The organism is Arsenicicoccus piscis (genome assembly GCF_022568835.1).
Classification (GTDB): Bacteria; Actinomycetota; Actinomycetes; order Actinomycetales; family Dermatophilaceae; genus Arsenicicoccus; species Arsenicicoccus piscis.
In genome coordinates this window covers 250,772-266,057 of record NZ_JAKZHV010000004.1, presented here as the reverse complement: position 1 = coordinate 266,057, position 15,286 = coordinate 250,772, and the positions used below count along the sequence as shown (strand labels likewise).

Genomic DNA, 15,286 nt, shown 5'->3' with positions numbered 1-15,286 from the left:
CGTCTACCTTAGGTGAGCAGCGCAGCGAGCTCGCTCGCCGCGTCAGGGTCGGCCCAGCGGGGGCCGACGGGGATGAGCCGGACGGTGCGGGCGTCGTCGCCGGAGAGCTCCACTTCGAGGTGGTCCTGAGACAGCAGCTCGGCGACCCCGTGGCCCCACTCGACGACCGTCACGGACTCCTCGACCGAGGCGTCCAGGTCCAGGTCGTCGAAGTCGAGCGCGCCACCGAGGCGGTACGCGTCGACGTGCACGAGCGGCGGGCCACCGACCAGCGACGGGTGCACCCGAGCGATGACGAAGGTCGGCGAGGTGATCGGGCCGCGCACGCCGAGGCCCGAGGCGAGCCCCTGGGTCAACGTGGTCTTGCCCGCGCCGAGCTCACCGGTCAGCACGACGACGTCACCGGCCCGCAGCAGCTGCCCCAGCCGCGCGCCGAAGGCCTGGGTGTCGTCGACCGTCTCGAGCGGCCGCGGAGAAAGGGTCGGCCCGGTCATGACGTGCCATCGGTGCCGGTCCGACCGCTGCGCCCACGTCGGCTGCCCTGGCTGGTGGGGGGCCCACCCTTGCCGCGGCGCACGGCCCGCTGGCTCGGGGTGGCGTCGGACGGCCGTTTGGGGGCACCCGCCGACGAGTGCCGACGCAGCGGCTGACCGGCACGAGGCAGCCGCTCGACGGCGATGGCGGCGGTGGACTTGCGGCGGTCGGCCCGCGCGTGCTCGGTGCGCACACCGTGCGGGGACGCCGTCTGCTCGCGACCGTGGCGGGCCGCCCGGGCCAGCATGGCGAGCAGCTGGCTGGAGACCAGCTCTGGGTACTCGAGCATGATCAGGTGGCCGGCGTCCTCGACCACGACGTGCTCGGCGCCCGGCAGCGAGCGGACCAGCTCGAGGCTGTGCTTCGGCGGGGTCATCAGGTCGCCGGTGCCGTTGATGACCAGCGTCTCGATGCCGTCGAACTGGGCGAGCCCGGCGTGCTCGTCGTGCGACGACAGCGACTTGAGGAAGCCGTGGATGACCTCGATCGGGGTGCCCATGATGATGCCCGCGGCGTAGCGGACCAGGCTGAGCGGCACCGGCGAGGCGAACGAGTAGTGGTAGGTGAAGAAGTCCTCGGCGTCGCGAGCGACCTTGCGGGCGGTCTCGACCAGGGTCTGACGCCCCGTCAGCGGTGCCAGGGCGAACGGTCCGAGCCGCTGGACGGAGCGCCCGAAGGCGTCCCCGAGTTCTACGCGCAGCTCACCCTCGCCGCCGACGCTCGTGGCGACGAACGCGACCGCGACCACCCGGTCGCGCACGAGCTGGGGGAACTGGCGGGCCAGGCTCATCAGGGACATGCCGCCCATCGAGTGGCCGACGAGCACGATCGGCCCCTCGGGCACGACGGTGTCGATGATCAGCCGCAGGTCCCTGGCGAGCTGCTCGATGCGGTAGGAGTCGCGCATGCCCACGCCGGACAATCCGTGCCCGCGGTGATCGTGGGTGACCACCCGATAACCGGCCGCGGTCAGCGCCCGGCGCACGAAGATCCACGCCTTCATCGACAGGGTGTAGCCGTGCGAGAGCACGATCGTCGGGACCGGCCCGGCCCAGTCGGCCTGCTCCGCCGTCGGCCCGAGGGGCGACGCGGACTGGTCGGCGGCCGGCTCGTCGATCTCGACGTGCAGGACGACCCCGTCGTCGGCGACGACGATCTGCTCCGAGCTCGCAGTCCAGGCGTAGTCCTCCCCGGTCTCGGGAGCAAGCGCTATAGCGCGAGCGGCCACCCCGGCGAGAGCGCCGACGCCGAGCGCCGCCGCACCGACACCGATGCCACCGAGGACCCCCAGGGGGCTCTTCGCCATGTCGCACCCATCCTTTCGTCCCTCGTGAGGCCAACAGTAGATTCTCCCACTGACAGACCCCTACGGACGACGAGTCAGCAGGTGCGCCACCGTCCGGGGGATCTGCTGGGCCACCCGGGTCGCGCGGACGGGGCCGTGCGGATTCGCGTCGTGGCCGGCCACACCGTGCACGAGCGCCGCGAGCGAGCCGGCGTCCAACGGGTCGAGCCCGGCCGCCAGCAGGGCGCCGCAGAGACCGGCGAGCACGTCACCGGAGCCAGCGGTCCCGAGCCAGGCCGGCGCATCGGACTGGGCCCGGACCGGCAGCCCGCTGCGCGGCGGCGGCACGACGTAGGTCGTCGCCCCCTTGAGCAGCACCGTGGCGTGCAGCAGCTCCGCGGCGCGGCGCGCGCTCTGGACCGGCCGGGCCTTGACCTCCTCGATCGTCACCTCACCGTCGAGCCGAGCCAGCAGGGTCGCGAGCTCGCCGGCGTGCGGCGTGAGCAGGGTGCGGGCGCCGGCCTGGGAGCGCGGCCCGTCGAGCAGGCTCAACGCGCCCGCGTCCACCACGCACGGCTCGGCCGAGTCGAGCGCGTCGCGAGCGGCCTGCACCTGGGCGCGGCCGGGCTCGCTGTCGTCGTCGACGTCCAGGCCTGGGCCGACGACGTGCGCCTGCACCCGCCCGGTGCCGTAGACGGCCTCGGGGACGAAGCCGCGCACCTGGTCGGCGGCGTGATCGGGACCCACGTAGCGCACCATGCCCACGCCCGACTCGACCGCCGACAGGGTGCTGAGCACGGCCGCGCCGGTGTACGTCTGGCCGCCGGCGACCACGCCCAGCACGCCCCGGGTGTACTTGTCGTCCTCCGGCCCGGGCATCGGCCACAGGTGCGGCACGTCGTCGAACTCCAGGCTCTGCGCCACCGGCTGCTCGTCGGGGTCCAGCTCGACGCCGATGTCGACGACCGTCAGCAGCCCGCACGAGGCCGCGCCGGCCAGCACGTGCACCGGCTTGGGCGCGATGAAGGTCACCGTCTCGTCCGCGTAGACCTGACTGTCGGGGATGGTCTCGCCGCTCGGGTCCGCGCCGCTCGGGAGGTCGACGGCGACGACGTAGGCCTGCGGGCCGATCGCGTCGACCAGGTCCACCGTCGCGGGGTCGAGGCCGGGTCGGCTGCCGAGGCCGGCGATCCCGTCGAGCACCAGGTCGGCGTCGGCCAGGGCCTGCTCGGCCGGGGCGGCAGCGGAGTCGCCGCCCTGATCGCTCTCTTCGCCCTCTTCGCCGTGCGAGCTGGCGACCAGCACGGTCGCACCGGCCTGGCGCGCGGCCTCCAGGCCCGCGGGGTGGGCGACGTCGGCGACCTGGACGACGGTCAGCTGCAGGTCGCCGTCCCACAGCTCGGCCAGGTGGGCCAGCGCCCACAGGGCGTCACCGCCGTTGTTGCCGCGGCCGACCAGCGCCACCACCCGCGGGGCCCGAGAGGCCTCACCCGGCTGTCCGTCGGACCGCTCGTCGCGCTCCTCCTCCAGGCGGGCGGCGACGACGTCGGCGAGCGCTCGGCTCGCCCGGTCCATCAGCTCCTCGTCCCCGACCTGCTCCATGGCGGCGGCCTCGGCCGCTCGCACCTGCTCGACCGACCATGCGTGGATCACGCCCTAGACGCTACCCCGTCCGGGCACGCACCGAGCAACGACCCCGCCGTCAGCCAGCGGTCAGTCGCCCGTCAGCAACCCGTTAGCCCTCGGCAATCACGAACGCGCTGGCCACGCCGGCGTCGTGGGACAGGGACAGGTGCAGCCGGGCTACGCCGAGCTCGGCCGCACGAGCGGCGACCGACCCCTGGATCTCCCAGTGGGGTCTACCGTGCTCACCGCGCACGACGGTGGCGTCGTGCCAGGCGAGCGTGCCAGGAGCGCCCAGCGCCTTCGCGAGGGCCTCCTTCGCGGCGAACCGGGCCGCCATCGACTGCGGCGCCAGCCCCTGCTCGGACGCCGTGAAGAGGCGTTCGAGCAGTCGCGGCGTGCGCTCGACGGTGGCCCAGAAGCGGTCGATGTCGCAGACGTCGATGCCGACGCCGATGATCACGACCTGCTCACTCGACCGTGACGGACTTCGCGAGGTTGCGGGGCTGGTCGACGTCCAGGCCCTTGGCGGTGGCGAGCTCGCAGGCGAAGACCTGCAGCGGGATGATCGACAGCATCGGCATCATCATCATCGATGTCTTCGGGACCTCGATGACCTCGTCGGCGAACGGACGGACCGCCTCGTCGCCCTCCTCGGTGATGACCAGCGTGCGCGCGCCACGGGCCCGGATCTCCTGGATGTTGGAGACGACCTTCGCGTGCAGGTCGTGGGGCGTGTCGTGCGACGGCATGATGATGAAGACCGGCTGGCCGGGTTCGATCAGCGCGATCGGGCCGTGCTTGAGCTCGCCGGCGGCGAAGCCCTCGGCGTGGATGTAGGCGATCTCCTTGAGCTTGAGGGCACCCTCGAGCGCGATCGGGAACTGCACGTGCCGACCGAGGAAGAGCACCGAGCGCGAGTCGGCCATGAAGCGGGCGATCTCGCGCACACGGTCCATGCCGTCGAGCACCGTCTGGACGTGCGCGGGCACCTCGGAGAGCTCGGTCATGATCGACCGCGCGTCGTCGGCGTAGGTGCCGCCGCGCAGCTGCGAGAGGTAGAGCCCGAGCAGGTAGCAGGCCGCGATCTGGGAGGTGAACGCCTTGGTCGAGGCCACCGCGATCTCCGGGCCCGCGTGCGTGTAGAGCGCACCGTCGGACTCGCGCGGGATGGTCGCGCCGTAGGTGTTGCAGATCGCGATGGTGAGGGCGCCGAGCTCCTTGGCGTGCTTGACCGCCATCAGGGTGTCCATCGTCTCGCCGGACTGGGACATGGAGACGACCAGGGTGTTGGGGCCGATCACCGGGTCGCGGTAGCGGAACTCGTGCGCGAGCTCTACCTCGGTCTGGATGCGGGTCCAGTGCTCGATGGCGTACTTCGCGGTGAGGCCGGAGTAGTAGGCGGTGCCGCAGGCGACGATGATGATCTTGTCGATCGCCTTGAGCCGCTCGGGGTCGATGTTGAGCTCGTCGAGGATCAGCGCGCCGTCGGAGTCGGTGCGGCCGAGCAGCGTGTCGGCGATGGCGTGCGGCTGCTCCAAGATCTCCTTCTCCATGAACGAGCTGTGGCCGCCCTTCTCGGCCTGGGCGGCGTCCCAGGTGACCTCGAAGCGCTTGCCCTGCGCGGGCGTGCCGTCGAACCCGACGACGTCGACCGAGTCCTTGGTGATGGTGACGACCTGGTCCTGGTCGACCTCCATCGCGTCCTTGGTGTAGCCGATGAACGCGGCCACGTCGGAGCCGAGGAAGTTCTCGCCCTCGCCGAGGCCGATGACGAGCGGGCTGTTGCGGCGCGCCGCCACGACCTTGCCGGGCTCGTCCGCGTCCACGGCGAGCAGGGTGAACGCACCCTCGAGGCGGTTGACGAGGTTGATCATCGCCTGGGTGAGGTCACCCGCCTCGTCGTAGGCGCGGGACAGCAGCTGGGCCGCGACCTCGGTGTCGGTCTCGGAGGTGAACTCGACACCCTGCTCGAGCAGCTCCTGCTTCAGCGGGTGGAAGTTCTCGATGATGCCGTTGTGGATCAGCGCCAGCTTGCCGCTGTCGCCACCGCGGTGCGGGTGGGCGTTGGCGTCGGTGGGGCCACCGTGCGTCGCCCACCGGGTGTGCCCGATGCCCGTGCTGGACGCGTCCAGCGGGTGCGCCTCGAGCTCGCCGGCCAGGTTGGCCAGCTTGCCGGCCTTCTTCGCGACCTCGACGTGGTCGTTGCACACCAGCGCGATACCGGCGGAGTCGTAGCCCCGGTACTCAAGCCTGGCGAGGCCTTCCATCACGACTTGCTGGGCCTTGCCATCGACCTGGGACCCTACGTATCCGACGATTCCACACATGGTTCAAGCCTAGCCTGCACGGGGGTCCCAGGTAGGCCAGAATGTCGACGTGAGTCAAGCGACCTCGACGGCCTACGCCTCCCCCTTCATCGAGATGGATCGTGCCGCGTGGTCCCGGCTGCGAGACCGCCACCACATCCCCCTCACCGAGGCCGACCTCGAGCGGATCTCCGGCGTCGGCGCCGAGATCAACCTGCGCGAGGTCGAGGACGTCTACCTCCCCCTGTCCCGGCTGCTCAGCTTCTACGTCGACGCCACCCAGGGACTGCACCAGGTCACCAGCCAGTTCCTGATGGAGGCCACCCCGCGCGGCACGCCGTTCATCATCGGCGTCGCCGGCTCGGTCGCCGTCGGCAAGTCCACCACCGCCCGACTGCTCCGCGAGCTGTTGCGCCGCTGGCCCTCGACCCCTCGCGTCGAGCTGGTCACCACCGACGGCTTCCTGCACCCCAACGCCGAGCTCGAGAAGCGTGGCCTGATGGGCCGCAAGGGTTTCCCCGAGTCCTACGACCGGCGGGCGCTGCTCCGATTCGTCCAGGAGGTGAAGGCCGGGGCACCCGAGGTGCGGGCTCCGGTCTACTCCCACCTGGTCTACGACATCGTGCCGGACGAGTACGTCACGGTCCGCAGCCCCGACGTCCTGATCGTCGAGGGCCTCAACGTCCTGCAGGCCCCCGAGGTCCGCAAGGACGGGCGGCTCGGGCTGGCGGTCTCGGACTTCTTCGACTTCAGCGTCTACGTCGACGCCCGTGAGGACTTCGTCAAGAAGTGGTACGTCGACCGCTTCCTCGTCCTGCGTCAGACCGCCTTCGCCGACCCGAGCTCGTTCTTCCACCGCTTCGCCTCGCTCAGCGACGCCGACGCCGTCCGCCAGGCCCTCGACGTCTGGGACGCCATCAACGGCCCCAACCTGCGCGACAACGTCCTCCCCACCCGCGGTCGCGCCACCTGCGTGCTCACCAAGGGCGAGGACCACGAGGTGCGGCGGATCCTGCTCCGCAAGCTGTAGACCCGTCCGCCTCCTGGGTGGGTCGGTCGGCGCCCGCCCGGCCCCTCATGCCCCTCGTGTCCCACACCCCGGACCCGCCGACGACACCCCGGTGAATCCGCGCACGAACCCGTGACACGCCCACGAACCCGTGACACGCCGCCCCCCCGACCCTGCGCACCCCACGCCAACCTGCGCGGGCTACGGGATCCTGCGCACATTCACACCCACGCAGGCAACAGCCCGGCCGGGCGGGCGCGTTACCGCCACGCCCCACGTCCCCGGGCTCGCCGACCGACACCCTGGCGAATCCGCGCACGAACCCGAGACACGCCCACGAACCCGAGACACGCCGCCCTCCCGACCCTGCGCACCCCACGCCAACCTGCGCGGACTACCGGACACAGCGCACCAGTCGGTCCGTGGTTATCCACAGCCTGCGAAGTTTGACGCCATTTCCCTACGTTTGCGCTCGATGATGGCCCAATGACACATAGACCCACCGAGAACGACTGCGAACTCATGGATGCCTTGGCGCACCGTCATGGCGGTGTCTTTTCCGTCGTCGAGGCCGACCAGGTCGGCTTGGACGACTGGGGGCGGCGAGGACTCGTCCGAAGCGGCCTGCTGCTGCGGCTCCGGCGCGGGTGGCACGCCACGGAGGCAGCCTTGACCGCCGGCTCGGCCCCTGACCCGCCGGAGCTGGAAGTGCCGGAGCCGATCCGGCGGGCCGAAGCTCTGCACCGACTCATGGTCCGCTCCTACCAGGTCGAGTACGCCCGCAGAGCTGTGGTGACGGGTCACTCGGCCCTGCTGATGATGGGGCTGCCCGCGCACGGCGCCCGCCTGGGCCAGGTGAGTCTCGCGCGCACGCGCCCAGGGAGGACCCGGGCTGCCAAGACGCTGCTTCTCGGTCCCCACGACCCGGGCGCTACCGTGTCCGAGGCCGGAGTCGTCGACGCCGCGACCGCCGTGGTCGAGCACGGACTCCGCGCGGGGATGCGGTCAGCGCTGGCATCGTCCGACCAGGCACTCCGGGCAGGTTCGACCGACGTGGCGGCCCTGCGGGAGGCGATCGCGCGTGCCAGGAACCGCACCGGGGTCCCAGCACTGCACGCGCTTCCCAGCCTGGTAGATCCGGTGGCCGAGTCGGTCGGTGAGAGTCTGCTGCGCTTCGACCTGATGATGGCCGGTTTCGCGGTGGAGTCCCAGGTGCGGCTCACCACCCGCAGCGGCGCCCGCCGGGTCGACTTCGTGATCAAGGGGACGCGCGTGATCGTGGAGTTCGACGGGCTGAAGAAGTTCGCCGGCCCTCGCAGCTCCGGTGCCGTCCCAGCGACCTTCGCCCGCGACGCCGAGCTAATCGAGCTGGGCTACCAGGTCGTGCATGTCTTCTGGAACGAGCTGGGCGACATCAAGCTCCTGCAGCGGCGCGTCATGAGCGCACATCGCGCGTCGGCCCGAGCCGTCGGAGCCTGACGGGTCCCGCCGCCGGGCGTCCTCGGAGTCCCGGGCCTGGGGGGTTGACCCGCATGCCACCACGCCGGTCCGTCGGCTTGGGAATCCGCGCACGAACCCGAGACACACCCACGAACCCGTGACACGCCGCCCTCCCGACCCTGCGCGCCCCACGCCGACCTGCGCGGACTACCGGAGCCTGCGCACCGCTCACGAAAGGGCTACCGGCGTGGGATGGAGAGCGCCACGAGGACGGGACCGCTGCGGCGGGGTGACGGGGTGGAGCCGCAACCGGCCTCGCCGGTCTCGGTGCCGGACGCGCAGGAGCCGCAGCCGCCCGTCGGGCAGCCCACCGCGAGGTCGCTGGCCTCGATGCGGCCCAGCCGGACCAGGTGGTCCACGGCGGCGGAGACGGTGTCGCGGGCGAGACCGGTGCCCCGGGCTACCTCGTCGAGCGACGTAGCCCCCTCGCGCAGGGCGGCGAGCACGGCCGAGAGCGGCCCCGGCGTGCTCACCAGAACACCCGCCCGACCTGGAACACGAGCACGGCGAGCGTCCACGCCATGGCGAGCTGGACGGCGATGCCGAACAGGGTCCAGCGCAGACCGATCTCGCGACGCTGGGTGGCGACGGTGGCTACGCACGGGGTGTAGGCCAGCAGGAAGACCATGAAGGCGACCGCTGCGACGGCGCCGTGCCCACCCGACGAACGCTCGAAGTCGGCCCGGACGAGCTCACCCAGACGCCCAGGCTGGTCGGAGGACGACGGCTCGCTCACCGCGAACGTCTGCGCCCACGAGGAGATCACCGCCTCCTTGGCGACGAAGCCGACGACCAGCGCCGACGAGGTGCGCCACTCGCCGAAGCCGGCCGGCTCGAAGACCGGAGCGACGGCCATGGCGGTGGCGGCGTACGCGGAGTCCTCGGCCGGCACGTCACCGAACGAGCCGTGGCCCGGGCCGGCGGGCGTGGCCTGCAGCAGCCAGACGATGGTGACGGTGGCGACGATGATCCCGCCCGCCGTCTGCAGGAAGGTGCGCAGCCGCACCCAGGTCTGGTCGGCCATCAGCCGCAGGTGCGGACGCTGGTATGGCGGCAGGTCGAGGATGAGCGGCTCGTCGCCGACCCGACGCCACAGGGTCGCGCGCAGAGCGAGGCCGAGGAGGATGACGAGGGCGATCGACAGGACGTACATCAAGAACACGACCGTGCCCGCCTGGCGCGGGAAGAAGGTCGTCGCCATCAGCACGTAGACCGTGAGCCGGGCCGAGCACGACGTCAACGGCACCAGCAGGGCCGTCATGATCCGATGGCGGGCGTTCGGCAGGGTGCGGGTGGCACTGATGGCGGGCACGTTGCAGCCGAACCCGACGACGAGCGGCAGGAACGCCCGCCCCGGCAGGCCGATCGAGCGCATCAGCCGGTCGGTGACGACGGCCGCCCGCGCCAGGTAGCCGGAGTCCTCGAGGAGGGCGAGCAGCAGGAACATCAGCGCCATCAGCGGCGCGAAGGTCAGCAGCATCCCGACGCCGGCGATCAACCCGTTGACCACGAAGCCCTCGACGGGCGTGCCGCCGAGCCCGACCAGGCCGAGCAGCCGCCGCGCACCCTCCGACACCGGGCCGGTGAACAAGGTGTCGAGCGCGTCCTGCAGCGGAGCCGCCACGGTGGTCGTCACCTGGAACACCAGCCACATCGCACCCAGGAACACCAGCGGTCCCCACAGCCGCGACGTGACCACGGCGTCGATCCGGTCCGACCAGGTAGACCTCCCGGTCGCCTCCGTGCGCGAGGCGGCCCGCACCGCTTCGTCGACCCAGGCGAACCGCGAGTCGGCGAGCGCCAGGTCGGCGTCCAAGGCGTCGAGATCGGCGCCCATATCAGCGCCCAGGTCCATCTCGGGCAACGGCCGCGGCACGGGGACGGGCTGGTGCAGAGTCTCGGCGACGACCTCGCCGAGGGACGCGCGGCCGGACCGGTGGCGCGGGTCGACGTCGACGGCCGGCGCGCCGAGGTGGGCGCCGAGGGCGTGGGCGTCGACGTGGATGCCGCGCCGGGCGGCGATGTCCGCCATGGTGAGCGCAACCACGACGCGCAGGGCGTGCTCGCGGACCTGCGCCACGAGGTAGAGGCTGCGAGCCAGGTGCGCCGCGTCGACGGTGACGATGACCAGGTCAGGGCGCTCGTCCGGCGGTGCGCCGATCAACAGGTCGCGGGTGAGCTCCTCGTCGGGCGAGGCCGGGTCGAGGCTGTAGGCACCCGGCAGGTCGATCAGGGCGACCTCCGGCACGCGCGCGTCGCCGAGCGCCCACGAGCCACGGCCGACCTCGACACTCGTGCCGGGCCAGTTGCCCATCTGGCGGCGTGCCCCGGTGAGGGCGTTGAACAGGGTGGACTTCCCCACGTTGGGCGACCCGGCGAGCGCCACGACCGGGGCACCGGGCGCCGCCGACCGGCCGCCGGCGTCGCTGTGACAGCTCGGGACAGCCGTGCGGGCAGCCAGCTGATCGGTCATCGGGCCGAGCCCTCGACGTCCGTCAGCTCGACGTCCGCCAGCTCGGCATCCGCCAGCTCGACGATCAACCCGCTCACCGTGGCCCGGTCCAGGGCGATCCGGGACCCGTCGACGGCGACCACTCGCCCGCCGCCGGACGTCCGGGAGCGCGCCTGCACGACAGCGCCCGGACGCAGCCCCAGCTCGGCCAGCCGACGTCGGGGCGCCGCAGCGGCGACCACCTCGACCACCCGCGCGGGGGCACGCAACGGCGCGGAACCCAGCGGGACACGGTCTTCGAGGGAAGGCATGCGATCACGATACGCGCTGAGGTTAGGCAACCCTCAGCGGGGTCGCCCTGGGGACCGCGCCATGAAGGGTGTCGCGCTCAGCCCCACCTCAGGTGCACCCCTGGGCAGCACGAGTCCCGCTGCCGCACCCACCGCGCGAAGAGAGCAAGAACACAGCTCGTAGAACCTGACCGTGCCGCGGCCCGGGTCCACCGGTGCAGCGGTCTGCGCTCGGCACCGCCCAGACGCCGAGTGTTAACCTCAGCACGCTTTCAGCCTGCACCACGAGCGCCGCCAGGCCCCCGCAGCCCCGAGCACACCAACTCCAAGCACGCCAGCCCCAACCCCGAGCCCCCACCCGACAGCCAGCACAAGGGAGTGCCCATGCCGCCCAGCTCAGCCCACCCCGCACCGAGCGACACGTCGGCCGCCGACGGCACCGGCAAGGCCCCAGGCTGGAAGCTCATCGGCCCCGGCCTCGTGGTGGCCGCCACCGGTGTCGGCGCGGCCGACCTTGTGGCCACGCTGATCGCCGGTCAGAAGTACGGCTACGCGCTGCTGTGGTGCGTCCTGCTCGGCTGCGTCATGAAGATCGTGCTGGTCGAAGGCGCGGGCCGCTACTCGCTCGCGACGGGCAACACGATCTACGAGGGCTGGTCGACGCTCGGCCGCTGGACGCACTGGTACTTCGGGCCCTACATCGTGATCTGGGGCTTCGTCTACGGCGCTGCGGCGATGGCGGGCACGGGCCTGCCGCTGCACTCGCTCTTCCCATTCCTCTCGGTGCCGACCTGGGGCATCCTCTCGGGGTTGATCGGTCTGGCCCTGGTGTGGTGGGGGCACTACGCGCTCTTCGAGAAGATCTGCGCCGCCCTGGTCGGCCTGATGTTCATCTCGATGGTGGGCGCCGCCCTGCTGACGCTGCCCAACCTTCCCGACCTGCTGACCGGCCTGGTGCCGACGGTGCCGCCCGGGTCGCTCGTCAACGTGCTCTCGGTCGCCGGCGGCGTCGGCGGCACGATCACGCTGGCGGCCTACGGCTACTGGATCCGCGAGAAGGGCTGGGACTCCCCCCGCCACATGCGCGTCATGCGCCTGGACAACACGGTGGCCTACGTCGTGACCGGCATCTTCGTCGTGGCCACGCTGATCGTCGGCGCCGAGCTGCTGCACAGCGCCAAGATCGCCGTCAGCACCGGCGACAAGGGCCTGCTCGACCTCGGCAACGTGCTCGCGGACCGCTACGGCAGCTGGGCCGGCAAGGTCTTCCTCGTCGGGTTCTGGGCTGCCGCGATGAGCTCGCTCGTCGGCGTCTGGAACGGCGTCTCGATGATGTTCGCGGACTTCGTCGGCCACATCCGCGGCAAGGACAAGGACGACCCGGACAGCCGGATCGGCGGCAAGTGGTACCGCGTCTACATCCTCTGGCTCACCTTCCCGCCGATGGTGATGATGTTCCTCGGCCGGCCGATCTACCTGATCCTCGCCTACGGCGTGCTGGGCGCGTGCTTCATGCCCTTCCTCGCGGTCACGCTGCTGTGGATCCTCAACACCGACCGGGTCCCGCGCCAGTGGCGCAACCGGCTCGGCTCCAACGTGCTGATGGGCCTGTGCGCGCTCGTCTTCGTCGCGCTCGCGGTCACCGAGCTCCAGAAGCTCGTGTAGATCGCGCGCCTCCGGTCTACGCCGGCTCGCCGTCCAGCATCTCGGAGACGAGCGCGGCGATGGGCGAGCGCTCGGAGCGGGTCAGCGTCACGTGCGCGAACAGGTTGTGCCCCTTCAGCGTCTCGATGACGGCCGCGATGCCGTCGTGCCGCCCGACCCGCAGGTTGTCGCGCTGGGCGACGTCGTGGGTGAGCACGACGCGGGAGTTCTGGCCGATGCGCGACAGCACGGTGAGCAGCACGTTGCGCTCCAGCTGCTGGGCCTCGTCGACGATCACGAACGCGTCGTGCAGGGACCGGCCGCGGATGTGGGTGAGCGGGAGCACCTCGATCATGCCGCGGTCGAGCACCTCCTCGACGACCTCGGTCGACACTATGGCGCCCAGGGTGTCGAAGACCGCCTACCCCACGGGTTCATCTTCTCGGCCTCGCTGCCGGGCAGGTAGCCGAGCTCCTGGCCGCCGACGGCGTAGAGCGGCCGGAACACCATCACCTTGCGGTGCTGGCGACGCTCCATGACCGCCTCGAGCCCGGCGCACAGGGCGAGCGCCGACTTGCCGGTGCCGGCGCGGCCGCCGAGCGACACGATGCCCACGTCGGGGTCGAGCAGCAGGTCCAGGGCGATCCGCTGCTCGGCGGACCGGCCGTGCAGCCCGAACGCGTCCCGGTCGCCGCGCACCTGGCGGATCTGGTGGTCCGGCGTGACCCGGCCGAGCCCCGAGCCGCGGGGGCTGTGCAGCACCAGACCGGTGTGCACGGGCAGCTCGGCCACCCCCTCGTGCGGCGTCCGCCCCGACTCGTAGAGCGCGTCGAGCTGCTCGGTGGTGACGTCCAGGTCGACGACGCCGGTCCAGCCGGAGTCGACCCGCCACTCGTGGCGGTACTCCTCGGCGTCCAGGCCGACGGCCGACGCCTTGACCCGCATCGGCAGGTCCTTGGACACCACGCACACGTCGCGTCCGGTCGTGGCCAGGTGCTTGGCGACGGCGAGGATGCGCGTGTCGTTGTCGCCGAGCCGGAAGCCGTCGGGCAGCACCGACGGGTCGGTGTGGTTGAGCTCGACGCGCAGCGTGCCGCCGCCCTCGTTGAGGCTCAGCTCCTCGTCGAGGCGCCCGGCGTTGACCCGCAGGTCGTCGAGCATCCGCAGCGCCGACCGGGCGAAGTACCCGAGCTCGGGGTGGTGCCGCTTGCCCTCGAGCTCGGTGATGACGACGACCGGCAGCACGACCTCGTGCTCGGCGAACCGCAGCAGCGCCTTGGGGTCCGACAGGAGCACCGAGGTGTCGACGACGTAGGTGCGCCGGGGACCCTCCCGCTGCGCCAGCGCCACGGGTTCGACCTGCTCGAGGTGGTCGAGCGGAGCCTCACCGACGTGCTCGGCGCGGGAGTCGTGCGGGTGCGTGCTGGTCTCGACGTGGGTGGTCGTGGGCGTCATAGGCACGGAGGTCTCCCTACCCGCAGCGCTGGCGCTGCGTCTGCTCGCGGGTCTGACCGGGACCGGACCCCATGGGCTGGGGCCGGTGCCGGCCCTCCCGGAGCACGTGTTGCTCCGCCACTGGGCCTCCCGAACGTGGCGCTGGGTGCGCCACGTGCGGCTCACGTTACGTCGCGGGTCCGACATTGACCCGGTAGCCCACCCCGCGCGCCGCGAGTGTTCACCCTGGCGCCGCCCGCTGGTCGCGTTGCGTCGCGCGCGGCTCAGGTGCCGTAGCGGCGGTTGCGCTCGCTGTAGGCGCGCAGCGCGCGCAGGAAGTCGACCCGCCGGAAGTCGGGCCAGTACGCCTCGCAGAAGTAGAACTCTGAGTGGATCGACTGCCACAGCAAGAAGCCGCCGATCCGCTGCTCGCCGGACGTGCGGATCACCAGGTCGGGGTCGGGCTGGCCCTTGGTGTAGAGGTGGTCGGCGATCTGGTCGACGTCGAGGCTCTCGATGATCTCCTCGATCGACTTGCCCTTGTCGGCCTCGGCCCGCAGCAGCTGCTTGACGGCGTCGGCGATCTCGCGGCGCCCGCCGTAGCCGACGGCGATGTTGACGACCAGCCCCGTCACGCCTGCGGTGCGCGCCGCAGCCTCGCGCAGGACGGCCGCCGTGTCGGGCGGCAGCAGCTCCAGGGCACCCACCGGGTTGATCCGCCACCGGTCCTGCTCGGCGAGGGAGCGGACCGCGCCCTCGATGATGCCGAGCAGCGGGCTCAGCTCTGCCGCAGGGCGATTCAGGTTGTCGGTCGACAGCAGCCAGAGCGTGGCGTACTCGATACCGACCTCGTCGCACCACTCCAGCAGGTGCTCGATGCGGTCCGCGCCGGCCTGGTGGCCCTCGGCCGTGCCGGCGCCCTTCGCCTTGGCCCAGCGTCTGTTCCCGTCGAGCATCACCCCGACGTGGCGGGGCAGTCGGTCGGCGTCGAGCTGGGACAGCAGCAACCGCTCGTACGCCGTGTAGAGCGGGTTGTGGATCGTGAGCGGAACCACCGCGCTCCCTTCCGACTGGTCTGCTGCTCGTTGACTGATGGTCTGCTGCTGCCGAACGGCGCTAACGCTACTCCGGACGCCGGGTGAATCGACGACGGCCAGCACGGATCCGCGACACATCCGGGTCACGAACTCTCGACGGCGCCCACCG

General features: G+C 71.7%; 12 protein-coding genes and 1 pseudogene. 3 read left to right on the top strand and 10 right to left on the bottom strand.

The genetic code is table 11. The features are described 5' to 3' along the window. Positions 1–8: 8 nt before the first annotated feature. The 5 genes from tsaE to glmS form a co-directional block, all read right to left on the bottom strand. Positions 9–494 carry a tRNA (adenosine(37)-N6)-threonylcarbamoyltransferase complex ATPase subunit type 1 TsaE gene (tsaE, locus tag MM440_RS10025; RefSeq protein ID WP_241444153.1) on the bottom strand — a complete coding sequence of 162 codons (486 nt, stop codon included), beginning with the start codon at positions 492–494 and terminating at the stop codon, positions 9–11. Next, positions 491–1,840, bottom strand: coding sequence for an alpha/beta fold hydrolase (locus MM440_RS10020; protein WP_241444152.1), 1,350 nt, complete (start codon positions 1,838–1,840; stop codon positions 491–493). The genes tsaE and MM440_RS10020 overlap by 4 nt, the downstream gene beginning before the upstream one ends. Before the next feature lie 60 nt (positions 1,841–1,900). Beyond that, the gene (locus MM440_RS10015; protein WP_241444151.1) at positions 1,901–3,472 is read right to left on the bottom strand and encodes a bifunctional ADP-dependent NAD(P)H-hydrate dehydratase/NAD(P)H-hydrate epimerase; all 1,572 of its coding nucleotides are present in this window, start codon (positions 3,470–3,472) and stop codon (positions 1,901–1,903) included. An 82-nt stretch (positions 3,473–3,554) separates the two neighbouring features. Continuing rightward, a complete protein-coding gene (locus tag MM440_RS10010) occupies positions 3,555–3,905 on the bottom strand; it encodes a holo-ACP synthase (protein WP_241444150.1) in 351 nt (116 codons plus the stop codon). 7 nt (positions 3,906–3,912) lie between these two features. Then, positions 3,913–5,772, bottom strand: coding sequence for a glutamine--fructose-6-phosphate transaminase (isomerizing) (glmS, locus tag MM440_RS10005; RefSeq protein ID WP_241444149.1), 1,860 nt, complete (start codon positions 5,770–5,772; stop codon positions 3,913–3,915). Between the two features lie 49 nt (positions 5,773–5,821). Between glmS and coaA the strand changes: the two genes are divergently transcribed. Then, positions 5,822–6,781, top strand: coding sequence for a type I pantothenate kinase (coaA, locus tag MM440_RS10000; protein ID WP_338155639.1), 960 nt, complete (start codon positions 5,822–5,824; stop codon positions 6,779–6,781). A 648-nt stretch (positions 6,782–7,429) separates the two neighbouring features. Further along, entirely contained in the window at positions 7,430–8,239 is an 810-nt protein-coding gene (locus tag MM440_RS09995; RefSeq protein ID WP_241444148.1) for a hypothetical protein, read from the top strand. A 200-nt stretch (positions 8,240–8,439) separates the two neighbouring features. On the opposite strand, the gene MM440_RS09990 is transcribed toward MM440_RS09995, so the two are convergent. The 3 genes from MM440_RS09990 to MM440_RS09980 are packed head-to-tail and all read right to left on the bottom strand — an operon-like array spanning position 8,440 to position 11,023. Then, positions 8,440–8,733, bottom strand: coding sequence for a FeoC-like transcriptional regulator (locus MM440_RS09990; RefSeq protein WP_241444147.1), 294 nt, complete (start codon positions 8,731–8,733; stop codon positions 8,440–8,442). Continuing rightward, the gene (gene feoB / locus MM440_RS09985; RefSeq protein ID WP_241444146.1) at positions 8,730–10,733 is read right to left on the bottom strand and encodes a ferrous iron transport protein B; all 2,004 of its coding nucleotides are present in this window, start codon (positions 10,731–10,733) and stop codon (positions 8,730–8,732) included. The genes MM440_RS09990 and feoB overlap by 4 nt, the downstream gene beginning before the upstream one ends. Continuing rightward, positions 10,730–11,023 (bottom strand): FeoA domain-containing protein, encoded by a 294-nt coding sequence (locus MM440_RS09980; protein WP_241444145.1) that lies wholly within the window; start codon positions 11,021–11,023, stop codon positions 10,730–10,732. Before MM440_RS09980 ends, feoB begins: the two co-directional genes overlap by 4 nt. 363 nt (positions 11,024–11,386) lie before the next feature. On the opposite strand from MM440_RS09980, the gene MM440_RS09975 reads away from it, so the two are divergent. Then, positions 11,387–12,667: an Nramp family divalent metal transporter gene (locus MM440_RS09975; RefSeq protein WP_241444144.1), complete on the top strand. Its 1,281-nt coding sequence runs from the start codon at positions 11,387–11,389 to the stop codon at positions 12,665–12,667. Between the two features lie 16 nt (positions 12,668–12,683). Here MM440_RS09975 and MM440_RS09970 read toward each other — a convergent pair. After that, positions 12,684–14,101, bottom strand: a pseudogene (locus tag MM440_RS09970) (PhoH family protein). A gap of 263 nt (positions 14,102–14,364) precedes the next feature. Next, positions 14,365–15,135, bottom strand: coding sequence for an isoprenyl transferase (locus MM440_RS09965; RefSeq protein WP_241444143.1), 771 nt, complete (start codon positions 15,133–15,135; stop codon positions 14,365–14,367). Positions 15,136–15,286: the final 151 nt, after the last annotated feature.